The sequence below is a fragment of the uncultured Psychrobacillus sp. genome (assembly GCF_938022135.1).
In the GTDB taxonomy this organism is placed as follows: Bacteria; Bacillota; Bacilli; order Bacillales_A; family Planococcaceae; genus Psychrobacillus.
The window spans coordinates 157,268-181,897 of sequence record NZ_CALIED010000020.1 but is presented as its reverse complement, the minus strand read 5'-3'; the positions used below and the strand labels follow the sequence as shown (position 1 = coordinate 181,897).

General features: G+C 35.5%; 28 protein-coding genes. 16 read left to right on the top strand and 12 right to left on the bottom strand.

Annotated elements, in window-relative coordinates:
• Positions 1 to 13 precede the first annotated feature (13 nt).
• The gene (locus Q0371_RS05400; RefSeq protein ID WP_298469148.1) at positions 14 to 502 is read left to right on the top strand and encodes a hypothetical protein; all 489 of its coding nucleotides are present in this window, start codon (positions 14 to 16) and stop codon (positions 500 to 502) included.
• Between the two features lie 398 nt (positions 503 to 900).
• Here Q0371_RS05400 and Q0371_RS05395 read toward each other — a convergent pair whose 3' ends face one another.
• Positions 901 to 1,155, bottom strand: coding sequence for a hypothetical protein (locus Q0371_RS05395; RefSeq protein ID WP_298469146.1), 255 nt, complete (start codon positions 1,153 to 1,155; stop codon positions 901 to 903).
• A gap of 40 nt (positions 1,156 to 1,195) precedes the next feature.
• Complete coding sequence (locus Q0371_RS05390; RefSeq protein ID WP_298469144.1) at positions 1,196 to 1,390, bottom strand: hypothetical protein; 195 nt, start codon at positions 1,388 to 1,390, stop codon at positions 1,196 to 1,198.
• A 224-nt stretch (positions 1,391 to 1,614) separates the two neighbouring features.
• On the opposite strand from Q0371_RS05390, the gene Q0371_RS05385 reads away from it, so the two are divergent.
• Positions 1,615 to 2,703 carry a mechanosensitive ion channel family protein gene (locus tag Q0371_RS05385; RefSeq protein ID WP_298469142.1) on the top strand — a complete coding sequence of 363 codons (1,089 nt, stop codon included), beginning with the start codon at positions 1,615 to 1,617 and terminating at the stop codon, positions 2,701 to 2,703.
• A gap of 33 nt (positions 2,704 to 2,736) precedes the next feature.
• Here the strand turns inward: Q0371_RS05385 and Q0371_RS05380 are convergent, their stop codons facing one another.
• Positions 2,737 to 3,276 (bottom strand): 2'-5' RNA ligase family protein, encoded by a 540-nt coding sequence (locus Q0371_RS05380; protein ID WP_298469140.1) that lies wholly within the window; start codon positions 3,274 to 3,276, stop codon positions 2,737 to 2,739.
• Positions 3,277 to 3,570: 294 nt separating this feature from the next.
• On the opposite strand from Q0371_RS05380, the gene Q0371_RS05375 reads away from it, so the two are divergent.
• The 6 genes from Q0371_RS05375 to Q0371_RS05350 all read left to right on the top strand — a co-directional run bounded on the left by Q0371_RS05375 (position 3,571) and on the right by Q0371_RS05350 (position 8,153).
• The gene (locus tag Q0371_RS05375) at positions 3,571 to 3,747 is read left to right on the top strand and encodes an asparagine synthase (protein ID WP_144539033.1); all 177 of its coding nucleotides are present in this window, start codon (positions 3,571 to 3,573) and stop codon (positions 3,745 to 3,747) included.
• Positions 3,748 to 3,826: 79 nt separating this feature from the next.
• Positions 3,827 to 4,210, top strand: a complete 384-nt coding sequence (locus Q0371_RS05370) for a DUF378 domain-containing protein (RefSeq protein ID WP_251555836.1) — start codon at positions 3,827 to 3,829, stop codon at positions 4,208 to 4,210.
• A 143-nt stretch (positions 4,211 to 4,353) separates the two neighbouring features.
• Positions 4,354 to 5,097, top strand: a complete 744-nt coding sequence (locus tag Q0371_RS05365) for a class I SAM-dependent methyltransferase (RefSeq protein ID WP_298469138.1) — start codon at positions 4,354 to 4,356, stop codon at positions 5,095 to 5,097.
• 19 nt (positions 5,098 to 5,116) lie between these two features.
• Positions 5,117 to 5,974 carry a hypothetical protein gene (locus Q0371_RS05360; RefSeq protein ID WP_298469136.1) on the top strand — a complete coding sequence of 286 codons (858 nt, stop codon included), beginning with the start codon at positions 5,117 to 5,119 and terminating at the stop codon, positions 5,972 to 5,974.
• Positions 5,971 to 6,753, top strand: coding sequence for a class I SAM-dependent methyltransferase (locus Q0371_RS05355; RefSeq protein ID WP_298469134.1), 783 nt, complete (start codon positions 5,971 to 5,973; stop codon positions 6,751 to 6,753). Before Q0371_RS05360 ends, Q0371_RS05355 begins: the two co-directional genes overlap by 4 nt.
• A 629-nt stretch (positions 6,754 to 7,382) precedes the next feature.
• Positions 7,383 to 8,153 (top strand): MerR family transcriptional regulator, encoded by a 771-nt coding sequence (locus Q0371_RS05350; RefSeq protein WP_298469133.1) that lies wholly within the window; start codon positions 7,383 to 7,385, stop codon positions 8,151 to 8,153.
• 366 nt (positions 8,154 to 8,519) lie between these two features.
• On the opposite strand, the gene Q0371_RS05345 is transcribed toward Q0371_RS05350, so the two are convergent.
• From Q0371_RS05345 to Q0371_RS05330, 4 genes are all read right to left on the bottom strand, one after another.
• A complete protein-coding gene (locus Q0371_RS05345) occupies positions 8,520 to 8,924 on the bottom strand; it encodes a DUF6188 family protein (protein ID WP_298469131.1) in 405 nt (134 codons plus the stop codon).
• A 182-nt stretch (positions 8,925 to 9,106) separates the two neighbouring features.
• Positions 9,107 to 10,678, bottom strand: a complete 1,572-nt coding sequence (locus Q0371_RS05340; RefSeq protein WP_298469128.1) for a YndJ family protein — start codon at positions 10,676 to 10,678, stop codon at positions 9,107 to 9,109.
• The gene (locus Q0371_RS05335) at positions 10,668 to 11,279 is read right to left on the bottom strand and encodes a DUF4166 domain-containing protein (RefSeq protein ID WP_298469126.1); all 612 of its coding nucleotides are present in this window, start codon (positions 11,277 to 11,279) and stop codon (positions 10,668 to 10,670) included. The genes Q0371_RS05340 and Q0371_RS05335 overlap by 11 nt, the downstream gene beginning before the upstream one ends.
• Positions 11,280 to 11,291: 12 nt before the next feature.
• Positions 11,292 to 12,194 (bottom strand): DoxX-like family protein, encoded by a 903-nt coding sequence (locus tag Q0371_RS05330; protein ID WP_298469124.1) that lies wholly within the window; start codon positions 12,192 to 12,194, stop codon positions 11,292 to 11,294.
• Positions 12,195 to 12,295: 101 nt separating this feature from the next.
• Here Q0371_RS05330 and Q0371_RS05325 point away from each other — a divergent pair, with 101 nt between their 5' ends.
• From Q0371_RS05325 to Q0371_RS05310, 4 genes are all read left to right on the top strand, one after another.
• Complete coding sequence (locus Q0371_RS05325; RefSeq protein WP_298469122.1) at positions 12,296 to 13,318, top strand: serine hydrolase domain-containing protein; 1,023 nt, start codon at positions 12,296 to 12,298, stop codon at positions 13,316 to 13,318.
• 4 nt (positions 13,319 to 13,322) lie between these two features.
• Positions 13,323 to 13,880: a GNAT family N-acetyltransferase gene (locus tag Q0371_RS05320; protein WP_240949716.1), complete on the top strand. Its 558-nt coding sequence runs from the start codon at positions 13,323 to 13,325 to the stop codon at positions 13,878 to 13,880.
• A 168-nt stretch (positions 13,881 to 14,048) separates the two neighbouring features.
• Positions 14,049 to 14,372 (top strand): hypothetical protein, encoded by a 324-nt coding sequence (locus Q0371_RS05315; protein ID WP_169359740.1) that lies wholly within the window; start codon positions 14,049 to 14,051, stop codon positions 14,370 to 14,372.
• A complete protein-coding gene (locus tag Q0371_RS05310) occupies positions 14,369 to 14,842 on the top strand; it encodes a GNAT family protein (protein WP_298469118.1) in 474 nt (157 codons plus the stop codon). Before Q0371_RS05315 ends, Q0371_RS05310 begins: the two co-directional genes overlap by 4 nt.
• Before the next feature lie 140 nt (positions 14,843 to 14,982).
• On the opposite strand, the gene Q0371_RS05305 is transcribed toward Q0371_RS05310, so the two are convergent.
• Genes Q0371_RS05305 through Q0371_RS05290 form a run of 4 tightly spaced genes read right to left on the bottom strand, consistent with a single transcriptional unit; the run spans position 14,983 to position 19,516 of the window.
• Positions 14,983 to 16,005, bottom strand: a complete 1,023-nt coding sequence (locus Q0371_RS05305; RefSeq protein WP_298469116.1) for a HAMP domain-containing sensor histidine kinase — start codon at positions 16,003 to 16,005, stop codon at positions 14,983 to 14,985.
• A complete protein-coding gene (locus Q0371_RS05300) occupies positions 16,002 to 16,697 on the bottom strand; it encodes a response regulator transcription factor (protein WP_298469113.1) in 696 nt (231 codons plus the stop codon). The genes Q0371_RS05305 and Q0371_RS05300 overlap by 4 nt, the downstream gene beginning before the upstream one ends.
• On the bottom strand, positions 16,690 to 18,744 hold the full coding sequence (locus Q0371_RS05295) for an ABC transporter permease (protein WP_298469111.1): 2,055 nt from the start codon (positions 18,742 to 18,744) through the stop codon (positions 16,690 to 16,692). Before Q0371_RS05295 ends, Q0371_RS05300 begins: the two co-directional genes overlap by 8 nt.
• A complete protein-coding gene (locus Q0371_RS05290) occupies positions 18,734 to 19,516 on the bottom strand; it encodes an ABC transporter ATP-binding protein (RefSeq protein ID WP_298469109.1) in 783 nt (260 codons plus the stop codon). Before Q0371_RS05290 ends, Q0371_RS05295 begins: the two co-directional genes overlap by 11 nt.
• Positions 19,517 to 20,120: 604 nt before the next feature.
• Here Q0371_RS05290 and arr point away from each other — a divergent pair.
• The 3 genes from arr (at position 20,121) to Q0371_RS05275 (ending at position 22,173) form a co-directional block, all read left to right on the top strand.
• Positions 20,121 to 20,870: an NAD(+)--rifampin ADP-ribosyltransferase gene (gene arr, locus Q0371_RS05285; protein ID WP_298469107.1), complete on the top strand. Its 750-nt coding sequence runs from the start codon at positions 20,121 to 20,123 to the stop codon at positions 20,868 to 20,870.
• Between the two features lie 226 nt (positions 20,871 to 21,096).
• On the top strand, positions 21,097 to 21,684 hold the full coding sequence (gene plsY, locus Q0371_RS05280) for a glycerol-3-phosphate 1-O-acyltransferase PlsY (protein ID WP_169359735.1): 588 nt from the start codon (positions 21,097 to 21,099) through the stop codon (positions 21,682 to 21,684).
• A gap of 48 nt (positions 21,685 to 21,732) precedes the next feature.
• On the top strand, positions 21,733 to 22,173 hold the full coding sequence (locus Q0371_RS05275) for a hypothetical protein (RefSeq protein WP_298469105.1): 441 nt from the start codon (positions 21,733 to 21,735) through the stop codon (positions 22,171 to 22,173).
• 212 nt (positions 22,174 to 22,385) lie between these two features.
• On the opposite strand, the gene Q0371_RS05270 is transcribed toward Q0371_RS05275, so the two are convergent.
• Positions 22,386 to 23,162 (bottom strand): enoyl-CoA hydratase-related protein, encoded by a 777-nt coding sequence (locus tag Q0371_RS05270; RefSeq protein WP_298469103.1) that lies wholly within the window; start codon positions 23,160 to 23,162, stop codon positions 22,386 to 22,388.
• Between the two features lie 150 nt (positions 23,163 to 23,312).
• On the opposite strand from Q0371_RS05270, the gene Q0371_RS05265 reads away from it, so the two are divergent.
• A complete protein-coding gene (locus Q0371_RS05265) occupies positions 23,313 to 24,545 on the top strand; it encodes an HDOD domain-containing protein (protein WP_298469101.1) in 1,233 nt (410 codons plus the stop codon).
• Positions 24,546 to 24,630: the final 85 nt, after the last annotated feature.

The following is a 24,630-nucleotide window of genomic DNA, read 5'->3' as shown; positions in this document are numbered from 1 at the left end:
AGGGGATTGAGAAATGAAAGTAAATCGAAGTGAGTTACAAACGAATGATGATATTTGGAATGCTGTTTTATCTGCTGCTTATGGAAACTATGCTTTTCCGACCGAAAATGAAAAAAAGGATGACATATTTATTTTATTTAGTTACTTTTGTGAAATGGAAAGTGGAGGCCATGAAGCCTTGCTCAATTGGTTATCAGAAACAATGCAAGGATTGGGTATCCAAAAATACGTAAGTCGACTGACTAAAATGCTGGAGCTGATTGGTGCGGGGGATTATGCAAAAATCGAAAAGGTCTATTTAGAAGAAATGTTGAAGAGATACTTAACCATAGAAAATAGTGGATTTGAGGATCCAAATTTTGAAAAACTAGAAGCAGAGTACCTATTTGTAATTGAGAGAGCCGATGTGGAATATAGAAATTTAGACGAACAGATCAATGAGCGTATATACAACTATGCAGTGATTATACATGAAGAAGTACTTGAGATAGTTAATTATTAAGCAATATAAAAAAGATGGAGTGATAATTTCACTGCCGTCTTTTTTATTATGGGGATGTAAAACCTAAAATTTACATAACTGCGGTACACTGAGTAACTATTATTACAGAGCCAAGAAATAAAAAGAACCTAGTATACAAACCAAAGTTACGATCCATAAAGTTAAATATGTGGGTTTCTTTAGTTCTCTGTCTAGTAAAGATATAGATTGAATACCTGTAATAAATACTGCGACAAAGAGGGCTCCGCATAAGGCTCCTATTAATGTAGGAAAGTCGTATATATATTTATCGATAAATAAAAATAGAATAATAGAAAACGGTACTGAAACGCTAGAAAGAAAATGCTTTAAATTCATTTTAACCACCTTTGCCTTTATACGGCTTGTATATGAAGTGACTATTTCTCTAATGGATAAATTAAATGATTTTCAACAAATATCCTGCAGTTAATTTTAAAAGTACCACCGAGAGTCACTTTAATATTTTCACTATGTTCAAGACTTTTTAGCCGACCATTTAATGTAGCTCTTAATCCAAGACCAAGATTTTCATCCTGTAATTGTCCATCTACATATAGTTTTTCTCCTGTAAACCAGCTATTCTCTACACGAATATGGTGATTATTATGCATAACTTCAAACGTTTTTTTCATTTTAATCTTAACCTCCTTAATGATTGCCCATCTCGTGTAATTAGATATTCTGTGTTACCTTTAATTTCCTCACTAAGAAAAAGGTAAGAGTAAGAATCACACCAGTAATCATTCCGACGATGCTTAAATTGATACCTGCTCCGGACGTAATACCATCGGCACGAATAATAGCATTAGCATAGATGGAAACTCCGACAATAATAAATCCAATCCATTCAAATATTTTGGTTATCAAATTTAAAACCTCCATTTGTATTTAAATTATAACATTTTATTTGAATTTTTAAAAAAAATTCTTTATCCACCTATTACAAGTTCATTTTCTTTCAAAATATCAAAGTTTAACTTTCTTAGTAAAAGGCAAACCTTTATATAATGTACAACCACGACAGCAAATCATTAAAGGATAGTAAAATTCTGTGGTATGATATGTGTTGATTTTGCTAGGAGGTATTTTTTATGGATTTGTCTATCTTTATGTCGTATGTCTTTTGGAAGAACCTTGGTATTTCCATTGCCATACTGTTAGTTTTCCTTATTTTGAGAAAAATTTTCTCAAAATATGTATTTAACCTATTGATCAAGCTAAGTGATAAAACACCGACTGATGCATTGACGCACCTTTTTCGGTCCTTCGAAAAGCCTATTCAATGGATGTTTATCATAGTCGGAATTTATGTGGCGGCTAGCTTCTTTCCACATTTTGATGAAACAAATAAACTATTTCTGGTGCTTATAAGAGTCTCCTATATTATTCTGATCAGCTGGGGATTATACAATATGTCCTCTGATTCCTCTACTTTCTTCACTAAAATGAGAAACAGATATAATTTGGATATTGATGATATACTCATTCCCTTTCTTTCAAAGGCGCTACGAGTTGTAATTGTTGTCATAAGTATTAGCGTAGTTGCTGAGGAATTTGGTTATAACGTGAGTGGATTTGTTGCGGGACTAGGCTTAGGTGGAGTAGCAATCGCCTTTGCTGCAAAGGATGCGCTTTCTCATTTATTGGGTGGCTTTGTTATTATTACAGAAAAGCCTTTTAGAATTGGTGACTGGATATTGACTCCTGATGTGGAGGGGACGATTGAAGAAATTACTTTTCGTAGTACAAAAATCCGTACCTTTTCACAAGCTATTGTTACTGTTCCGAATGCCATGATTGCCAATGGACCAATTACCAACTGGAGTAAAATGGGGAAAAGGCAAATTAACTTTAATCTAAGGGTATCTCAAGAGACGCCGAAGGAAAAATTAGAGCTTGTAGTAAAAGAAATTGAACAGCTAGTGAGCAAGCATTCAGGTGTCCATCCTGAAACAATTTTTGTGAAATTTGATGCATTTAAAGAAAATGGCTATGACATTTTCTTATATTTCTTTACGAACACAACGGTTTGGGCAGAGTTTTTAAAAGTGAAAGAGGATATTAACTTTGGTATTATGGAAATTTTAGAACGAGAAGGAGTTTCTATAGCCCTTCAAAGTAGAAAAGTTTATGTGGATAATGAATTAATTCAGAATGAACCAAAGAGCATAGAGGAATAATAAGTACCGCTGGGATTAAATTCTCAGCGGTATTTATATGGGATTAAGTTTTTTTGAAAAAATTACTGTGGCTTGTGTCGGGATAGACGTGTCTATTACAGCAATTTCTTTAATATATCCCTTTATGTTCTGAGCTTGAGTAGTGCAATAGAGGAAAGCCTCTATTAATTTTTCGTTGGATAAACGATTTGCTATAGTACAGTGTGGAATCCATTGTCCAGGATTATACAAGGGTTGTGCGTCATTAAAGTCCTTAAAAAAAGTATGAAAGTCGTTGTGGAAATGAAAAAGATCCTCTGTAATAACAGGTGTATAAAAAAGTGTACCAGATCCTGTAAACGATCCAATAGAAGGAAACGTGATTTCAATACTTTTTTTATCTGCTAAATAGCTATCTAAGCGATCTACAAAAAATTTAATATCTAATTTGCTGTAACTTGCAATAGTAATATGTGGCTTCCGATCACTTACCTCAAATGCATAGGAAGAAATAGATTCATCCTTTAACTCCTGCCAAAGCTTCGAAATCCGCTTATTTAACTGATCATCAAATAACGCAATTATTCCATACATATTATTCGCCTTCTTTTTTTTAGTAAAATTTTTTTAATATCCAACGATTTATATATTTGATAAAAGATTGGAAAGTATGCCACTGAAGATAAGAATCAATCAGTTAATACTAATTTTGAGTAGAATAAAAAATATTTCGCTTGATTATAACACATAAATATTTCATTAATTGATAAATGTTGTTAAAAGAAAGGATATTTTCATGCTCTTGTACTATTTGCTGAGCAGTATAAACAGATGGATATTGCAAAAGATATGAAGGAATCACAGCAATTAATGAGAGGAGTGTTTTTAATGGAGAGTATTCGCGAAGGGTTAATACCAACAGTTTTAGGGACAGCCGTAACTACAACTGGAGTAGCGCTTAGGAACAATAGAAGCATTTCACCATTAATCACGAGTTCGATTATCGGGTTTGGCTTAGCGCATATAGTGTTGGGGGCAATCGATTTAGTCGAACATCGCCGCTAAAGATTCAGGGTGGAAGGAACTATTCCTTCCATTCTTACTACCTAGCTCCACCTATACAAATTGAAGGAGGTGTTGGTCCGTGTCAGTACTATCTCGGATTGCTTTAGCATTAGTTATCATTGGTGCATTAAACTGGGGTTTAATCGGATTTTTTGAATTTGACTTAGTTGCATCTATTTTTGGTGGACAAACTTCTGCCTTTGCTCGTGTTGTGTATGCACTTGTTGGTTTAAGCGGAATTGCTTGTATACCACTACTGTTTGCTCAAGAAGACGAAGAAAGCAGTACTTCTACCAGCGATGGGAAAAGTCAAAACTACAGAAATCTAAGCTACGAAACAGAGTTTGCAGAAGAAGAGGAAATTATTGTGGCAGATCCACAAACTAATGCTTCATCTGATAATTCTACAACAAACTCGCCTACAAATTATTACAAAAAAACTTCTAAGAAAAAGAAGCGATGATTTTGTACGGCATCAAAAAATCTGACGCAACGTTAAAACGTGCGTCAGGTTTTTTGTTTTATAAAGGAGTTTAAGAATAAATAATCGAATATAAATATTAACCACGGAAAGCGGTGGAACGAGTAAATTATTGGAGGAACAAGATGAATACCAAGACATTAGAAATAAACAAAACAAGCTGGGAAAAGTCTGCAAATCGTTTTTATGGTAGAAATCCTCTTCCCGAGTATGGACCAATGGCTCCGCGTGAAGAACATTTAAATCTATTAGGAGAAGTAAAGGATTTGAAGGTTTTAGATATCGGCTGTGGCAGTGGTCACTCCCTACAATATATGGGTAAAAGAGGAGCAGAAGAGCTTTGGGGAATTGATTTATCAGACAATCAGCTATCTGCTGCAAAAGAATTATTGAAGGATTATGGATCTTCCGTAAAACTATTTCAATCTCCTATGGAAACTAATCCTGGATTGCCATCAAACTATTTTGAAATCGTTTATTCGATTTTTGCACTAGGATGGACTACTGATTTAGACAAAACATTAGCCAATATCTATTCTTACTTAAAAGCAGGAGGCATTTTTGTATTCAGCTGGGAGCATCCCCTACATAGCCGAGTGAAGCATGAGGATGGGAAGTATCTCTTCAACAAATCCTATCAAGAGGAAGGGCCGTACGACCATGATTTTTGGGATACCCAAGCAATCATGCAACAATTTAAAGTGAGTACTTATATTAATAGACTTGTGAAGGCAGGCTTTAAAATCGAGGAAGTCATTGAAGAGGTTTACTTAGAGGAGGAAGATGTACAGCGCCATGTGAATAGGTGGTACTCCTTTGAAAAAGCACAGCTTATACCGACAACATTAATTATTAAGTGTAGTAAATAGTTAAAGGGGGAAAGCAAAATTGAAGATTATAGATACAGTGCCTTTCTTTTTAAACAATTACATCCCATCCATTAGCTTTTTACGAAGCTATTATGAAAAATACCCAGAAATTTTTACAGAATATTTTCCTCGTCATTGCAAAGACACCGTGGAACGACATAACCAGTCAATGGAGAAATACCCTGGCAGCTTCCGTGAAATCCAACAAGTGCATGAAAATATAACACCTATTATTGAAGAAGTAGTGCGCGAATATGAACGATTATACGATGTTACTTTTCCAATACAGGTCAATTTGATCGTTGGAGGATATGGATCAAATGCATATACGTACCAGCAAATAATTCCTAATATCACCTTTGCGTTAGAGAAGCTTTCGCCTGATCCAAATCATTTGAGGGTAATCGTTGCTCATGAGTTTGGTCATGCAGCACAAAATATTTTAACAGACAGGGCCGGAATGGATTGGACTACTGCTCAATGGACTCATCCATTCAACTGGTTATATAGGGAAGGAATTGCGACGTGCCTATCTGAAAGAATTATTCCTCATTTAAAGAAATCCGTTTATTTTACTTACGATGATGAAGGAGCAGAATGGCTTAATTTTGCTCAACAGAATGTTAAAGAAATAAAAAAGGCATTTATAGAGGACTATCGAAAAATGACTGGAATTGAATTATCTCGTAATTGGTTTTCTATTAATGGAGTAAATACCTTTGGGTACAGTAGATTTGGCTATTTCCTTGGAGAACTATTTGTGCAAGAGGAAATGGAAAAGCATGGGGAACTTGAGACAATCATCGCATGGGAAAATCCTCACTACCTAGAGAGGGTAGAGAATTGGTTACTTCAAGTTGAAGGAGAACTGGTATGACGAATCGCATTCAACTAGATAATTTAGAGGAATATAATGATCCATCAGCCTATGACCAGGAAAATAATCATTACGTAGGGGAACTTCCATTATTACTAGAATGGGCAGGGAAAGTAAATGGTCCAATTATAGACTTAGCCTGTGGAACTGGGAGGCTGACCTTGCCATTAGCCAAAGAGGGCTACCAATTGATTGGTATTGATGTTCATAAAGGAATGTTGGAGCAGGCAGCTAAAAAAGCCGGAAAGCTTAACTTGGATATACAGTGGCTGCAGCAGGATTGTACAAATTTCCAAGCAGGCATTAGAAGTCCGTTTATTTATATGGTGGGTAATTCCATACAGCATTTCCATACAAATGAGGCACAGGATCAACTTTTATCCTCTATAAAACAACATCTTCAGGAAGATGGTATTTTTATATTTGATACAAGATTTCCCTCTGCTAATGAGCTGCTTCAACCTGCTACAGAGGAATATTGGAAAACTTATATGGATGGAGAAAACGAGATAGATGTATACACGATCAGCAGTTATGATGCATTAAAACAAATTCAGCATTACACAACCATTCGAAAATATAAAGATCATAGTGCAAAAATAATTGATGAAAAGATAACTAATATCAGCTTACGATATACCTATCCCTTAGAGATGGAGAGGTTATTAAAAGAACATACCCTGGAAATTGTAAATGTCTATAAAGATTGGAAGGGCACTTCTATCGATTCCGACAGTGATTATATGGTGTATATATGTAGAAAACTTCCTCCTAGATAAACTAAGTCATTGGGAATAACTAGTCAAAAAATATAAAAACGTGAAATCGGCAATCTGATTTCACATTTTTATATTATAGCTATGTTTAAGCTAAGTTGATTTAAATACATATAACAAATGAGTTGGGTACTTTCTCCAAGCTCTTTTTAATTTGTTTTCCTATTTTACTAAAACATCCGACTAGTAACCATTGTATAATAACTACTACCAGGGGGCTAGTTCATAGAAAGTACGGGCTTGAAATTCAAAAGTGTAACATTCCACAATGCATATCCGAAATCAACTTAATGTTTTGGACATAAAAATAGACCATAAATGATGGACTATTTTGCTAATGCACGCGTTAGTTTAATTACAATACTTCACAATCTTTTCTATTACTTTATGAACTTAATTCCTTAAATGCGTTATCAATGCAAAAATTATGCCGCCTTTTTGGGTTCTCGCCAGATTTTTGTGGATTTACAACGATCAGTAATATGCAGAGTCTTATGCAATAACTGAGATTGTACAGCATTGTTGAATAAACGGGAATAGTGTTACAATATATCAATTTCAAATTTATCCCTTGAACCTCAAGTTACTTGAGGTTTTATAATGAACTTATACTTTTGTTGGGAGGAATTTTGATGAATAACAATAACAGGTTTTCCGTTGGGGAGTTTTCAGAAAAAACAGGAATACCTATTCCTACTTTACATTACTATGATGAAATTGGTTTATTACGACCAGAAAAGAATCCTTCTTCAGGGCATCGCATTTACAATTATCAAGATATTATAATATTGCAAAAAATTATAAGTTTAAAATTCCTAGGATATAGTCTGGATGAAATAAAAAATTTATTAAATAAAACAAGCTTTACCGTTGATTTAAACGAAAGCTTGTCTCTTCATTTTCAAGCTCTAGAAAAAGAAAAAAAACAAATCGAACAGTCAATGAAATCTATTAATAGAGTAATTAGGTTAATGGAGGAAGAGGGAACAGTGGATAGTAACTTATTATTTACCCTTCTTCACGGTATGCGTACTGACCATATACAAGAAGAATGGATCAATCGTCATATGTTAACGGATATCATGGAAGAGTTAGAAAAGAAATCGGAAGAAGAAAAAATCTCTTTAGATAAAACGTTTACTCAATTGTCTAAAGAAGTGAAACAATTATATGGTAAACCCGTAGAGGACCTGAAAGTACAGCGAATGATTAAGAACTATATAGAAGGAGTTTTTTCATTTTTTGATGAGGATTTGATGCAAAAACTCGCTGATACGAATATAGAAGGAGAACCTGATTTTCAAGAATTTGATAATATGACACCATCTCCTTTTACAGAAGATGAACAAAAATGGTTTGAACAAGCGATAGAATATTATATTCAGCAAGATGAAATGGAATAGATATTAATGAGCTATACTCTTAAATTATAGTTGGTCTATCTTATTTAAAACAACACACTTGATTTTCCATTATAGGGCGATTTAATGAAGTAACTAAAGTCTAATTTCTCACTTATAAACCGAGAAATTAGGTTTTTTTATGTTTAGATTTTCTTATAGCAGTAAATCTTCAAAATTCTTACGCCCCCCTAAAATGCTACCAAAGCTGGTTTGGGGGCATTTAGTGAATAAACAGCTAAAAACAAATCCCCCATTCAAATGATGAAGGGGATAGCTGGGAAATGTATCTCCATGCTTATTTATTTTGATGTCCGATTTTTTACTAAAGCACCCGTTTGTTGAATAAGAAAGGGTTAGGTATCCCACTTAAACCGAATAAGTTCCTCCTGGTAAAGTAAATAAATAAAACCCGTTCTCCCCGCTTAACTGCCATCCCTCAAAGTAACTACTATCGTGAAACAGTTCAAGATAAATACTTCCTTCAAACTCTACAACTAAATCAGATATTCCTTCAAAATGTAGGATATTCATTATTCTCTTTCCTAATAGAATATTTTCAACACTTTTATGTGAATATCTGTCGGATGCTTGGATACAGTCTGAATAGCCAATTACAACTTCATTAGAAACTTGTAACCTCCAAGGGCATTCAATAATTAAACCAGCCGTATCAAAAGTCATCCCTAAAGGTAAGTTCTTTTCTGTGTTGACCTCAGTAACCTTCTGACCAATAAAATATTTAAAATCTACATTACTTAGTTTTTTATACATGTTACATTCCTACCTTTATCGAAATTCACCTATTTATAGTATAATGCAACCCACGTTGATTAAATACTTTCTTATTCAACTAACCTGCTTTTTACTTTAAGTGTAAAAAAGTAAAAAGCTATTGAAGTCTTTACACAGTTTCGTAAGAATTCTAGAATGCGTATCTTTATATTCCTTTATTTTCAGGTTTCCAAATCTTCCTTTAAAAAAATCCGATAATTAATCGTCAAAAATGGAATACAGAAAATACGCATCTCATGTTTGGCAGTTAGAATTTCATTTTTCTCCTCTAAAAGAAATTGCTCCTCCAAAGGAAGCTTAACGTTGGTTCCTCTAAAGGCCAAGTAAATCCCAGCATCAGACGCTAAGGAACTTTTGCTAGTTAAGAGCAGCTTTCCATCTTGCTCTTGTAATGCTAATATGCCAACCATTGACGACCATGGTAAAGGGAGGGAGATATTCATAAAGGTTTTCTCGTCTCGAGTATGTATGGAATATAGTGCAATAAAGATGGTGCTTGTTTCAATTTTTCGTATCCAAGCTCTTGTATTGGTACGTCCATCCTCGATAGCTATTATATCTCCGGTCATTTCCATCTCCCTAGAGCTAAATGGTAGATTCAGCTGCTGCACCCTGGAACTAAACAATCTATATAAAGCGGCAAAAGGCTTGAACCAAGCATGCCAATGAACAATGGAAAATAGTCGGTAATGCATTGTTTGCTCATAAAAATTACTGATCATAGGAGGAAGTGCCTCTTTATCTACAAAAATGCTCATATCATCGACTAAGCCCATATAGGTTTTATTTATGTGATAGTCATCTAAAATTTTCTCACCAACAGTTCCTTTACCTGTGATCTTGCTAATAGGAAACTGCAACTTTTTATAACGTGCCGGTGGTGTCCAAATGGACCAGCCGACAATACCGACGAACGCAAATATTAGGCAATTAAAGAATCCATGAAACTTAAGCATGAAATCTATCGTTACGCCAAAAATACCAAACGCATTCCCTGTTGCATACAAAAGGGAGAACAGGATTGTTACACCTAGAGCTCCAAAGGAAGTAACAATCAGGCTTTTCTGATAGCCGTTTTTATATGTTGCCTTAATAGCTAGAACGATGAAGCCGTATATGCCAATCATATATAAAAGAACTGATATAAACTCTAAAAGTGTAGAAAAAGTGATTCCTATTGCAACGACTAAAGGAGATATTAAAATGATAGCTGTAAGCCAAGGGTAGCTGGCAGGTTTATAAACTCTCCCTAAAAAACCTATAAAAACAGGCAATAAAAAGGAAGAATAATGAAAGTGGATGCCAGTGAGCCACGTTAAAATAGGAGTAAACCCTGTATTTATTTCAAGAACAGATGCAACAAACCAAAGTCCTCCGATGAATAAATACATCATCCCCATATCAATCGCAAACTCTTCTATATTGGTGAAGCCTCTGTTAATAAAACGTTTAAATCCAACCATGGCAACGATAAAAGTAAAAAGTAGATAGATAAGTGCGAGCAAGGAATCAATCCTTGAATCTTCGGTAATCTGTAAAATAGAAACAGCTATCACAGCTGGAATGACAAAGTAATAAATCAGATGATCATCTTTCAAAACTAATTTTAAGACGAGTGGAACAAATAATATCTGAGCTACGGATAGCATAAGAAAATACCAGGGCTCTACGCTAAAAGCAGCAACTATGAGAAATAAAATAGTGTGGGAGATTGCAATTCCTTTATAGGTCATCTGTTTGAAACACCCCTTTATACTCGAATAATGTACCAAGTAAAGGATTAGTAATTAACACATGAATAGAAAATACGTCTTTCTTTTCTACATAACACTCTTTAACAAGAACATTTCCTTTTAACAGCCTTGGTAAGGGGATTTCCAGCTTGCCTAAAACAAGACGCTGTTTACTAGATTCAATTTGAAGATGCCCTTCCTCTGTGACGATGAATACGAGCTCAGAATAGAACAAGCTCGGCTCCCCAAGATAGTCCCTTACTACACGCTTACTCTTCTCTAAGCTCATCAGCGCATTGAAATGCCTTGTTTGGTTTGGGAAGAAGAACGTTCTCTCCCAGTGGACCTGTTGCTCTCCATTTGGACCAAGCTTCCCTTTGTTTACGATTTGAAATGGTACATTCTCTCCTTGCTCAGGAAATAAAAACTTCCAACGAGTGGCTATACGAAAGAAAGGTGACAACCATTTCGGACCGCTAGATATTTTTGTCATGACTCCTGTTGCCTGGAAGGCCGTTTCAGAAGAAATAGTATACCGCCGCTTGAGCATTGGCTGCAGTCGCTCGAATTGTTCTCCAAGCATTTCTTTATAAATAGACATATGAAAAACTCCTTATCTTGAACGCTTACAGCTTTTGGCAGTTGGAATGTCTTTACTAACCAGCAATCCGATAACGGATAGAACAAACAGCGTTAAGTTAAATGTAAGGGGGTTAAATGGATCACCAAATACGGTGGCATCTCCTATTAAAGTGGAGAGTGTAAGTAATGGAAAAACAACGACTTGGATTTTCAGTAATCTTCGCTTATTGCTATATAGTAGCCATAGGAGACCGAATATTATTTCGATAGCACCTGCTGTTGAAACGATATTTTGAGCTTCGTTCACCGTTAAGGGGAGCATGCCTTGGGTCATTGATACTTCCTCGGGATGCATCAATAGTAATTTTGGAACGAGGCCGTGATACACCCAAACAAAAAAGAACAGAATGGTAATAAGCCAGTGACTGAAGAATCGTACATACTGACTAGAGGGAGTATCTCCCTTTTCAAGCCACCTCTTAAATACATCAAAGCTAAGAGCAGTGGCCCATCCCATTATCGGGCGAAATAGGACGCGATCTATCATTTTTCCAAGTGTTCCAAAACGAACATCGTAATCATACTGCGTAAAAAATTTAACGCCATCTTGCTCAGGCTCATACTTCCAATATCCCTTGCCTTCTTTTATAGGAGAAATCTTTTGGGCAGTACCGAAATGCAGTGAGGATGTTCTAGAGTTGTCCTTCGCATGAAAGGTACCGACACTTTTCCCCCAACCTGCAATACTAAATCCAAATCCTATATTCGTTTTATATTTAAATAGCTGTGGTTCATCTTCTTTTTTGGGTAAATAGGTGATAGAAGAAAAACGTAAATCCCATTGTTCATGTAGCTGAGGATTTTGAGAAGCCTCCCATACTTTTTCCATATCACTAGAAATACTAGTCTCTACATAAATTGGTTTATTTTTCATAAACTCACCTCCTTATTAGATTACCATAAAGGACTTTATGTAAGTGACAAAGAATAAATTAGAGAGAAGAAAAAATAGGCGCAAGAAATGAGGGTGAAAAAATGCAACTGAATAAAAATATACAGGCTAGATTTAATCCAGTAATTGATCATGTAAAAAATACATATAACTCTGTCTATGCAACTGGAGCGGCAGTTATAGTCATTCATAAAGATGAGATTGTGGCAGAAAGATATTGGGGCACTCAATCTAGCAGACCAGAAGCTAGGGAAGTACAGGAGGATACCCAGTTTCATGTGGCATCTGTTCGCAAAAGCTATATAGGATTTGCAGTCGCATATGCGGTGCATCATGGTTATATCGATTCGATAGATGATGAAGTGACAAAATATATTGCGGATTTGGAGGAAGAAGTTTTTCGTGGAACTACAATTAGACATTTATTGACACATACGCATGGGTTAACGGAGCTAGAAGGTAAAGTTATTCGAGAGTTTTTACCAGGGGAGAGCTGGGCCTATAGACAAGTTAATATAAACCTGCTTACTCAAATAGTAAAGGTTACAACAGGCCAAACAGTAGCAGATTTACTAAAAGAAAAGGTATTTCTTCCGCTCGGCTTAAAGGAGAGTAACTGGTATACAGAAATTCATCCTAATCTTGCAGATGTTATTGACCCGTCAGGACAACCGAAGGAAATTCCAACTAGCAGCGCTGAGGGTGATCAAACGAATATGTTCACGTCTACAAGAGATCTTGCCTATTGGGGCTATCTTCACCTGAAACAAGGATATATAGATAACGAGCAGATAATTCCTCAAGAAATTATCCAACTATCCACCTCTCTTATCAGCCCAAATACAATTGATAAGGATTTGCCTCAGCATGGTTTCCTTTGGTTTGTAAAGGATTTACCGGCAAGTAAAACGGAGCTTGGAGAATTAGTTCCGCGTGGCTCGTATCAAATTTTAGGATTCACAGGTGTTGCAGTGCTAGTCGTACCTGAACACGAAATCGTGGCAGTTCGGATGGTCAATAGCTATGGGTCACCAGAGAACCATGATTTTCTTGCGGACATAAGGACCTTTGGAGATAGTGTAATGAAAAGTTTACAGGAGGGGTAAAGGAATGATTATTATTAAGCAATTTGATCATAGCGTCCATGTAGCAGAAGAAATGGCTATGCTTTATCAAGCAGTATGGCAAAAAGAAGAGGATGACTTCTTCGAAAGAATACAAAAGCATGCCAATTATGATGGTTTTCTTGGAATTGTAGCATATTCCGATACCAACGAATGCATTGGATTTGCCTATGGTTATAAATCAGAGGATGGACAGTATTACCGAGGACTTCTGGAGCAGGAACTAACCGTGGAAGAAGCAAACGAATGGTTAACAGATTGCTTTGAATTTGTAGAGCTATTAGTTCACCCCTCTTATCGTGGGAATGGATTAGGTAAAAGATTATTAGAAAAATTAGTGAACAATTGCTCGATGAAGACGTCTGTATTAACAACCAAGGCTAGTAATTTAGCAGCTCAAGCTTTATATGTAAAATCAGGATGGGTAGTGGTAAAAGAAAATTTCTTTCCTTCTGCAAATGATGGACCATATGTCATTATGGGAAAGGACTTGAGAAGGGAAGAGCTTGTAAGTAAGTTAATACAAGAGGGGAAAGAAAAATGATATGGCTTTTAATCATTCCCACACTTGGAGTGCTGTTATTTTTAAATATAATTACGCTGCTCCAAAAATTAAAAGATGGTAAAAATTATCACAATCAAAAAGTACTGGGTGCAGTAATTCTATTCATTCTATTATTTTTCCTTACTTTTTTTCTATTGGAGGGATCAAATGTACAGTATTGAAGCTTTTAGTACGTTCACATTAATGAGACCAGTCTTTATAACGTTTCTAGTTTTAGCTGTAATTTTACTTATAGCGGTAGTGCTCTTTAAAATTCCAAAATGGATAACAGCCTTCACCATTTCTATTGTCTCTATTATTTCTATTGTAGTTTGTGCTCAACTTTTATTTTTGGAAGGAATTATTGTAGATGAGCTTAATTTATCAGGCGACCCAGCTTCTTTGTATATGTTTTTTGCTATTACCCTGTTGAGTATATTAAATCTTCTTATTTACTCTTTTAGACTGGAGAAAAGGAGAGGAAGCGCTTGAGCTATATACTTCAACCGATGACTCAGGAGCAGGCCGAGGACATAGCTTATAACTGGCACTACGAGGAGCCGTATTCCTTTTATAATATGGAAGCAGACGAGGAGGACCTGGAGGAATTTCTAGACCCGGTAAGTCGTAAGGACGAATACTACGTCGTTATGGAGAAGGAGAAGCTGATAGGCTTCTTTAGTTTTACTTTCGTAGCCCCTCAAGTAATGGATATTGGACTGGGAATGCATCCAAATTTAACGGGTAAGGGTAAAGGAATCGATTTCTTGAAGGCAGGCTTACAGTTTGCTCAAAGTAGGTTCAAACCGGCAGCCATTACTTTATCCGTAGCTACCTTTAACAAACGAGCTATAGCGTTGTATAAACAGATAGGCTTTAAAGAGCTTGAGACTTTTAATCAGACTACTAATGGTGGGAGCTATGAGTTTGTTAAAATGCTTTATGAAACAGCCAAGGAATGAGTTTCCTTGGTTGTTTTTATTATTGCTAATTAAGTGAGGTATTAAAAGTTAAGGTAGCGTTAAGGGAACTTTTATAAAAGATTTCTAAACTAGGGTTTGGTGACATTGCTTACTCATTCATTAAGATTTCAGAAAAACCTTTAAACCTTCGGAAAAAGCAGCTGAATGGTAAAACCACGTTTGTGTTCTGACTTAACCTCAATTTCAACTTGCAAATCGTCACATAATTTTTTCACTAAAAACAATCCCAACCCTGTAGACCGCTTTTGATTACTAGCATCTCCTGTAAATCCTTTATCAAATATAAATGGTAAATCTGATTGTAAGACGCCTAGTCCATTGTCAGCTACTTTAACATAATAGCTGTCTTTTGCATGATCAAAACCTGTTTCTATCCAAATGAAACTTTCACTATCTACGTTTCGATATTTAATTGCATTTACAAGTAATTGGATTAAAATAAAATGAAGTACTCTTTCATCAGATGCAACGTTTATCTCCTTTATCTCCGTATGAACGTTTACATGCTGCTCTTCCAATAACGATTGTAGCTCTAGTAATACATCTTCAAAGCATTCCACAATAGAGACCTTTTTCAAGCTATAGTCAACATGCACAGCTTGTAGCTTTGCATAAAATAATATGCGTTCTACGTAATCGTGAATAGTTATATTTGCATGATTTAGCCGTTGATAAACCAACGGGGACATTTCATCTTGACGATTTTGTAAGACAAAATGAAGTAACGATAGTGGTGTTTTAATTTCATGCACCCAGCTTTCGATAAAGGTTTCATATTCTTTTGACTGGTACTTTGCACCTTGTAATTCATCAGATAGATGACGTAATTGATTAGCCAAATCATGCAGTGGTTCCTTATGTGTGTCACCTAAAACTTGTAGCAACTTAGCCTCATGCTCAGCGGAAGGCTCTCTTAAAAATTTATAGAATGTGTTTCTTTGCTTTCGTTGTTTTTTCCATGTAAAAAGCACACCAATCAAAATGGTTACAAAAGTAAAAATGAGCATCGTCAATATTAATAATTTAAATGACTCTGGATATGCAACCCATGCTAAAAAAATAAAAAAACCGCTATTTACACATAGAAGCAAAATCCATTGCCGCGATTGATGTAAACTAGGGAGCCAATTTAGTTGCCTCATGGGGACTCACCCTCTATCAATTGATAGCCAACGCCTCTGACCGTTTTAATCTGAGATGATACGCCTACTTTATCTAATGTTTTACGAAGTCTGGTCATGTTTACTTGTAGTATATTTTCGTCCACAAATTCACTACTTCCCCACAATTCATGGAAAAGTTGCTCCTTTTCCACAACAGCCGGTGCATATTGTATTAAAAGCTTCATAATGGTACTTTCATTTTCAGATAATGAAAGTGAATTGTGACCAATATATAATTCATTCGTTTTCACATCTAATTGGAATTTTCCCCAATTTAAAAGCATCGGCATTTTAGCATATAGTTGTTGTAGCTTTTGTACTCTTGCAATGAGACGTTTCGGATGACATGGCTTTGTTAAAAAGTCATCGGCTCCTAACTCTAATGCATGCAACTCATCTCGTATCTGGTTGCGAGCAGTTAAAATTAGAATCGGACCAATTCCTTTCATTTTCAAAGTACGACAAATTTGAAAACCTGATAAGTTAGGTAAATTTAAATCTAACAATACTAACCCCGGTTTGGCAGCGATGATATCTTCAACAGGTGTATTAAAAGAAGAGATACTTACTACAAAGTACCCCTCCTTTTGTAAAATATTTTGTAATTCTTCGCGGAGGAAAATGTCATCCTCTACAATGACAATATTCGCCATACCATCACCTCTACTCAATTTCTTTTAACTTCCTGATTTCCTCATCACTTTTTCGTTGAATCATTCGAATATAGCCAACTTCAATTACAATAAATAATAGCACTACTAAACCAATAATAATTCCATTTTGAAGACTGAAAATAGTAGCCGGCATTGCTTTTAATAAAGACCAAATGCCAAAAATTCCACTAACCAACGCGACCGAAATAGCTAAGATGAAGTATAACCAAATTTGCTTGCGAGCAGATTTACAAATTGATTCCACATCTGCACCGAGCATTGCTAATGTTTGATAGCGACTACGCGTGCTTATTTGCTGCATTAAAAAGTTTAGACCTAGTACAGTATTAGCAATAATTAAAAACATCACGCCTAAATAAAACGTTGTATAACTGCTTGCTACCGTATAAAATAACTGTCTACCCATGCTCGCAAGATAGCTCTCATATTGCAAGCCTGTCGAATTAAGTACTTGATCGACTTCAAGCATCGCCTGCATAAGCCCTTTTTCTTCAATGAACTCGTCTTTTAACGTCATATTCCAAAGCCAAGTTTCCTCAGCGTCAAAATATTGCTCATATAATGCATCAGGTACAATCAACGAATACATTAACGTAATAGCTCGATCTGCCACAATTTGATCCGAATATAACGTCGGCAATAATGTGTATTCATTTTCCGCAATTTCGACTGTTGGATTTTTTTTCAATGTGTCTTTTAATATATCATATGGCGCTCCTGTATCGTCACTTGTATACATGGCCACTTCATTATCAGCTAACTGAATTGGATTCTTTCCAGCTGTCTCAAGCATCGTGTTATAGCTCGATAATGAAATAAAATACGGCGTGTGCTGCATCGATAAGTTGTTTAATAAAATCTCTTTTGGCTCTGAATCAGCTTGACTCGATACTGTTTCTATTAAGCCCGTCCATGCAAAATAATAATTTAATACTGATTCATCTGCAGGTGTGTAGAAATTATGTAACTCCATCCCATAATAACTATCAACATAAGGTACTAGCTCATCGGATTTAATCAAAGGGTTAATTTCATCTTCATTACCATTAAACGTATAATCAACAGTTCGATTAGCTACAGCGCTATTCATTAACGCTGTCGATGTACCAAAAGCGAAGCAGACCATCGCCATTAGAATCAGTAAGGATGATATAGCGAGTGAACTCCATTGATGCAATACATTTTCTTGTAGCTGTCTCGCCGAAAATATCGATAAACCTGTCGAAGAACTTCCTTTTTGCTTCACATAAACACCAATCATACTTCCTAAGCCACGGAATAAAATAAATGTCCCACACACACCAACAAACAAAATCAACGCAAATACGCGGTAATCAAAATTTCGTAAATATAAAATCGCCATACCATAAGCGATGCTTAAAAAAATCGTCCCGAATAATAAAGCCGCTCCAGATAGTAAGCTCACGGCTCCCCATTTAGGCGTCATTGTAGTTTGTGACTTTTCCTTATCCTCATGAAGTAATTCAATCGGCTCTTTTCGACTCATTGTAAAGCTTAAAATAAGCATCGCTAGCAGTTGCACAAGGAAGAAACCACAGATCGTCAAGCCAATACCTGTCCATGAAATACGGAACGCATGACCTATAATCCCCATGCCAACTAACCGTGATGTCGCTAAATTGATCAGCTCTGTTAAAAACAATGAAATCGGCAAACCAATACTCAGGGCCACAATCCCGTTCCAAATCGTTTCGCCCGTAATCATGAGAAACAGCTTACTTTGCTTCATCCCCATCATTAAATACAAACCGAACTCATGACTGCGACGCTGAAGCTGGTAGCGATTTGCAAAATACACGAGGAAGAATACGAACAATAATGAAACTGCATAAAGCACTGGAATTAATAACAACAATCGCTCGACTGCATCGCTTTCAATCGTCTTCAAATATAACATGACATCTTGCTCACCTAGTGACAAAATCACATAAAACGCCACAATTGACACGACAAGCGATGCAAAATACACACCGTTTTCCTTCCGGATTTTGCGGCTATTACGCTTCACAAATTCAAAGAACATTACTACTACCTCCAGCAAGTTGCGCCATCACCATAACGATTCGCTCATAAAATGTCTCCTGAGATTCTCCCGGTACATTTCTACGTAGTTCATGGAAAATGACACCGTCTTGGATAAACAAAATTCTTGAGCAGTAGCTAGCCGCATTCGCATCATGCGTCACCATTAAAATAGTAGATGCCTGTTTTTGATTATGATCAGACAGCTTCTTCATTAAAATCTTGGCGTTTTTAGTATCTAACGCACCAGTCGGCTCATCCGCTAACACAATGCTAGGATTTGAAATTAGCGCTCTCGCTGCTGCAATCCGTTGCTTTTGCCCTCCAGATAATTGTGACGGAAATTTATTTAGCAGTTCTTCTATATCGAATATTTTTGCTAATTGCAGCAACTCTTGTTCTTGTGCCTTTATATTAATTCCATGAATTGCTAACGGCAACATGATATTTTCTTTCGCCGTTAAATTATCAATCAGTTCAAATTGCTGAAATAAATATCCGATTTGATTGCCTCTATATGCTGCGAGTTGTGATCCTTTGAACGACGAAATATTTTGCCCGTCTAGCAATATTTGCCCTGATGTTGGCTTTTGCATTGTGGCGATTACATTTAGTAGCGTCGTCTTGCCTGAACCGCTCGCACCCATAATGCCAAGAAATTCCCCTGGTAAAACATCAAAAGTTACGCCTTTTAATGCCATTGTTTCATTTTGCCCCTCACCAAAAACTTTTCGTACTGCTTTCACTTCAAGTAATTTATTCGAAGCATTCATCTGTATAGCCTCCCATTTTCATTCCTAGCAATACCTTACTACAAAAAAACTGCAAATTACTCTTACAGTTGTTGTAAGATTGAGAGAACTTTATGTCTGTTTAAATCAAGTTGCTAGTAGTAATCGGTAAAACGAGGGGGGACGCAAACAAAAAAATGAAAAATGGTGCTGATTTTGTTACAAATAAATTCGTTGAAGATCGTATTGGTTATGCAATAGAATGGTTTGAGACAATTTAAAAGTAATAGGTACCCTTTTTTCTTATTGAACTAACGGTTTAGTTTAGTTGAATAAGAAAATTTGTTAAAAGTACTATATTTTTATATGAGAATGTTATAAGAAAGGGATTTAAAGTGGCTATTTATTTCAATAAATAATTACGGAAAATTAAAAGACACTCACTTACACGATTCTGAATTTCAAAATATATTGGTTAATTACAGTAAAAATGAAATAGAAATAAGTCTAAGAACAGCGACGAATCAAGACACAGGTTCAAAGGAAATTAAGTTGTTTTTTAATAAGAAGATATGGTCGTTTAAATAAGAGTTTTGGAGAAATGTATTTCAAAAATGTTATTTCATTAATTGGGAGGTAAGATTAGATGAGTATAAAATTTGACCAAAACAACGTCGTTATTAAACTCTGTATGAATGGAATGAACATGGAAGATGGCGGAAATGTTGAAGGTGCAACCACCATGTTTCATCAAGCATGGCACGAAGCAAAAGACGACTATGAAAGGTTTATTGCAGCATATCATTTGGCTCGTAAACAAAAGAGTATTACAGGGAAATTGAAATGGATGGAAACCTCTTTACAGTGTGCACTAAATATAAATGATGATAATGTTAAGAGTGCATACTCAACGTTATATTTAAACATTGCCAAATGCTATGAGGAGTTGTGTGATTTTGATAATGCAAAAAGAAATTATGAATTATCAAACTCATATAACGATACACCTTCTGATGAAGGACCATTTTATCATGGGACAAAGGCAGATTTACAGGTTGGTGATTTGCTGACAGCGGGTGGAAATTCAAATTACAAACCTGGGCTTAAAATGAACCACATTTATTTCACTGCTAATGCCAATGGTGCAGGACTTGCAGCAGCATTAGCAAAAGGAGAAGGAAGAGAAAGGGTTTATAAAATAGAACCAACAGGTAAATTTGAAAACGACCCAAATGTTACTGACAAAAAGTTCCCGGGTAACTTAACACGATCTTATCGTTCTCAAGAACCTTTAAGAATTATTGGCGAAGAAACTGAGTGGGCGAAACTGACAACAACGGAGCGAAGTGAATGGCGCAAAAATTTAGCCAACAACAAGGGTGAAATTATTAACTGAACATATTTTAAATGGAGTAAAATTGTTTAAAATTACCTATATTCTGTAATGTGGGCTTTAGTAAAATAAAAGAACCAAATAAAAATGAACTTGGAAAATATCCAGCTCATTTTATATGTATTTTAAGTCCACCTTTAGCATTAACATAGCCGAAAGGTTTGAAGGAAAAAGTATACAACAAAGAGAAATACTTAAATAACAAACTGAGTGGGGAGATAACATTACTTTGAACATTTTAACTCTGATTTTAAGTTATTTAATCGGTTCCATTTCATTTGCTTTAATCGTCGGTAAAATATTATATAAGAAAGATATTCGTGATTATGGTAGTGGTAATCTTGGTGCAACTAATGCTTACAGAGTTTTAGGCATTAAAGCAGGAGTAATTGTTGCAATTGCTGATATATTAAAAGGCACACTTGCTTGTTTTCTTCCCCTAATACTAAGTTCTACTATTAATCCAATTGTATGTGGCTTATTAGCTATATTAGGTCACGTATTTTCTGTGTTTGCTAGTTTTAAAGGTGGAAAAGCTGTTGCGACAGCAACTGGAGTTTTTTTATTTTTAACCCCTTTAGGTGTTTTTGTTGGTTTTCTTGTGTTTGTGCTAACTTTGGTATTAACAAAGTATGTATCACTAAGTTCAATGTTAGCTTGTATAGCTTTATTTGTTTACAGTCTAATATTTGAAGATAAAGTTATCATAGGACTTTCTCTATTAATAAGCGTATCGATCATCATTCTTCATCGACAAAATATAAAAAGAATTCTAGATGGATCAGAAAACAGGATAGTAGCGCCACAGGATAGTTGAAGAAAGATGTTTTACTTATGTAGACATTAGTAAATGGGGTGGGATTGGATGAAGAATAATTTATTTATCAACATTAATTTAACAGAAAGTAATGTTGATTTCCAAAGTTATAATTACTGGTTTTCTTTAATTGATTATTTCATAACATCTGCAAATTTTATAGAATTCCATGTGTGGAATGAAGAAGTTGAAACAATTGAAGAATTAAGTTTGAAAACTAATCTTGAAAAAATTGATTTGCACCCTATGAAAATGGTCTGTTTTCAAGGGGATATAAACAAAAAAATAATTAATTTCATTTTACAAGAGAGTTTAAGTCAGAATGGAGAAATAAAATGGTTTTCACTTTTTTTGAAATATAATGGTAATTGTTTCTTTGAATCATCACATTGGGGCTCTGAAATTAATATAGAAAATCCTTCTGAAAAAGAAATTATAATGTTTAAAAAATTTATGCCAAAGAATGCAATCTTTCATCATTTCAAGTAAAACTATTTAATGAGCGTTCGGTAATAGCGCTCGATTGCGGAATGAGTACACGAACGAGGTACGTAAGCCAAAAATAATATCAAAGTAAAATGAGCGAGGAGAAAATATCCTAGCTCATGTTTATGTGTATTATAAGTCACCTTTAGCATTAACATAGCTAAGGTTAAAAAGGAGGATGGTCGTGAACTATTCACAACATCCTCCTTTTGAAATTATTTCCCTTTAAATACAGGTTTTCTTTTTTCACTAAATGCATTCAATGCCTCTACTCGATCCTCTGTCGGAATCGTAATTTCATACGCCTTACGTTCAATTTGTAAACCAGTTTGCAAGTCCACATTCATCCCTTGTTTGACAGCAAACTTGGCTTGTTGAAGTGCAATTGGTCCGTTTGCTAACATAAGTGCTGCGAAGCTTTCCGTTTCTTGCTTTAATGTTTCTCGACTCGCAATTTTAGTTAAAAGTCCATACGTAAAGGCTTCATGAGCCGTCAATCGTTTAGCAGTTAAGATTAACTCTAAAGCTTTGGATTCCCCAATGAGGCGAGGTAAACGTTGTGTACCTCCTGCGCCCGGGATAATTGCGAGGCTTGTTTCAGTTAGTCCCAATTGTATATCGTCTGCTGCAATACGGAAATCACATGCAAGCGCTAGCTCTGTCCCTCCACCAAACGCATAACCATTTAACATGGCAATCGTTGGCTGAGGTAAGCTTTCGACTAAAGAGAATACTTCACCTATTTTATATATATTACGTTTGACTCTTTGTTCAGTTAACGTTCGGCGTTCTTTCAAATCTGCTCCAACACTAAACGATTTTTCACCAGATCCAGTAAAGATTACTACTCTAATGTCCGGATTGATACGGATCGATTCTGCAATTTCTCCTAATTCACATAACATTTCATAGTTGAAAGCGTTCAAAGCTGTAGGTCGGTTTAATGTGACAATTCCAATATTCCCCTGTTGTTCATAAGTAATAGTTTCCATTATATCTCCCCCTAATACGCTAAAATTCTTCACTATTAAACATATCATTTTATGATAATCCTGTCATCAAAGGAAAAAATAGGTCGTTTTTCATCCTTATCTTTGATACAATAGTATCAATTACATTTCTTAAGAACATGAGGAAATTAAATGGAGATTTTTATTGCAAGGCAGCCAATTTTTAATATGAACGAGTCATTATATGGATATGAATTGCTTTATAGGAATAATGAAGACAATTCTTTCCCTGACGTGGATGCTGATATGGCAACGATTGATGTGCTGACACATTCATTTCTGACCATAGGAATAAATGAAATTGCAGGCGATAAGCTATGCTTTATTAATTTCACTGAAAACCTTCTGGATAAGGCGGTACTAAGAAAGTTCCCATCTAACAGGATAGTAGTAGAGATACTAGAAAATATTACGATAACTCCCCGTCTTATTAAACAAATTAGACAAATAAAAGCAATGGGCTTTCTTCTTGCACTGGATGATTTTGTTTTAAAACAAAATGTTGACTATTATGATGAACTGTTTAGCTTAGTTAGCTTTATTAAGATAGATTTTCTTGCCACTACAGTGGAAGAGAGAAAATCGGTCGAGAAAATTGTCCAAACCAACTATCCCAACATTGTACTGCTAGCTGAAAAGGTTGAAACACGAGAAGATTTTTACGAAGCTAAATCTGCTGGCTATAAATTGTTCCAAGGCTACTTCTTTGCTAAGCCTGAAATTATTAAGGCCACTGATATACCTGCTAACGTAGTGCAATATATTAGACTGATCAATCTTTTACGCAAGGAAGAAGCTTCTATGGATGAAATTGCGTTAGAAATAGAGAGAGACGTTTCCTTGACCTTTAAAGTGTTAAAAATGGTCAATTCTCCAGTTGCTCGACCACGTTCCAAGGTTCGCTCGATTAAACAGGGTGTTTTAATGTTAGGGCTGGAGGAGATTAATTATTGGCTTCATGTCTTGTTACTGCGAGAGGTACATCAAAACTACAAAGGGGATGGACTAGCTATTGTAGAAGCATCCTTATTTAGAGCGAAATTTTGTGAGCTACTTGCTAAACAGAAAAACCTGACAAATTCCTCTGAATATTTATTAGTAGGCATGTTCTCTCTAATGGACACCATCTTACATAAGAAGATGGATCAGCTAGTTAAAGAGTTACCTCTTTCTGATGATGTAGCGGCTACTTTGGTTGGGTCCAGCACAGAGATGACGCCTTTCTTAGATTTAACCATTGCCTATGATGAAGTTCGTTGGAACGATATGCTCGAAGGAGCTAATAATCTAGAAATCGATTTTCCAAGTCTTAATAATTTTTATAAGGAAGCTCGTAAGTGGGCAACTGACATAGTAACACAGTAATTAAACTGCCATTCTTAGGATTGGCAGTTTTTTGATTGAAGTTCTTTTCTTTCCATTGCATTTTCTTTTAAAAGTTGTAAAATAT

Coding starts and splice junctions, on each gene's coding strand:
- arr (WP_298469107.1), top strand. CDS start 20,121: ATGAGTATAAAATTTGACCAAAACAACGTCGTTATTAAACTCTGTATG.
- Q0371_RS05385 (WP_298469142.1), top strand. CDS start 1,615: ATGGATTTGTCTATCTTTATGTCGTATGTCTTTTGGAAGAACCTTGGT.
- Q0371_RS05290 (WP_298469109.1), bottom strand. CDS start 19,516: ATGAATGCTTCGAATAAATTACTTGAAGTGAAAGCAGTACGAAAAGTT.
- Q0371_RS05330 (WP_298469124.1), bottom strand. CDS start 12,194: ATGAAAAATAAACCAATTTATGTAGAGACTAGTATTTCTAGTGATATG.
- Q0371_RS05315 (WP_169359740.1), top strand. CDS start 14,049: ATGTACAGTATTGAAGCTTTTAGTACGTTCACATTAATGAGACCAGTC.
- Q0371_RS05380 (WP_298469140.1), bottom strand. CDS start 3,276: ATGTATGGAATAATTGCGTTATTTGATGATCAGTTAAATAAGCGGATT.
- Q0371_RS05320 (WP_240949716.1), top strand. CDS start 13,323: ATGATTATTATTAAGCAATTTGATCATAGCGTCCATGTAGCAGAAGAA.
- Q0371_RS05295 (WP_298469111.1), bottom strand. CDS start 18,744: ATGTTCTTTGAATTTGTGAAGCGTAATAGCCGCAAAATCCGGAAGGAA.
- Q0371_RS05350 (WP_298469133.1), top strand. CDS start 7,383: ATGAATAACAATAACAGGTTTTCCGTTGGGGAGTTTTCAGAAAAAACA.
- Q0371_RS05275 (WP_298469105.1), top strand. CDS start 21,733: ATGAAGAATAATTTATTTATCAACATTAATTTAACAGAAAGTAATGTT.
- Q0371_RS05340 (WP_298469128.1), bottom strand. CDS start 10,678: ATGACCTATAAAGGAATTGCAATCTCCCACACTATTTTATTTCTCATA.
- Q0371_RS05395 (WP_298469146.1), bottom strand. CDS start 1,155: ATGAAAAAAACGTTTGAAGTTATGCATAATAATCACCATATTCGTGTA.
- Q0371_RS05375 (WP_144539033.1), top strand. CDS start 3,571: ATGGAGAGTATTCGCGAAGGGTTAATACCAACAGTTTTAGGGACAGCC.
- Q0371_RS05365 (WP_298469138.1), top strand. CDS start 4,354: ATGAATACCAAGACATTAGAAATAAACAAAACAAGCTGGGAAAAGTCT.
- Q0371_RS05345 (WP_298469131.1), bottom strand. CDS start 8,924: ATGTATAAAAAACTAAGTAATGTAGATTTTAAATATTTTATTGGTCAG.
- Q0371_RS05265 (WP_298469101.1), top strand. CDS start 23,313: ATGGAGATTTTTATTGCAAGGCAGCCAATTTTTAATATGAACGAGTCA.
- Q0371_RS05400 (WP_298469148.1), top strand. CDS start 14: ATGAAAGTAAATCGAAGTGAGTTACAAACGAATGATGATATTTGGAAT.
- Q0371_RS05325 (WP_298469122.1), top strand. CDS start 12,296: ATGCAACTGAATAAAAATATACAGGCTAGATTTAATCCAGTAATTGAT.
- Q0371_RS05270 (WP_298469103.1), bottom strand. CDS start 23,162: ATGGAAACTATTACTTATGAACAACAGGGGAATATTGGAATTGTCACA.
- Q0371_RS05355 (WP_298469134.1), top strand. CDS start 5,971: ATGACGAATCGCATTCAACTAGATAATTTAGAGGAATATAATGATCCA.
- Q0371_RS05305 (WP_298469116.1), bottom strand. CDS start 16,005: ATGAGGCAACTAAATTGGCTCCCTAGTTTACATCAATCGCGGCAATGG.
- Q0371_RS05335 (WP_298469126.1), bottom strand. CDS start 11,279: ATGTCTATTTATAAAGAAATGCTTGGAGAACAATTCGAGCGACTGCAG.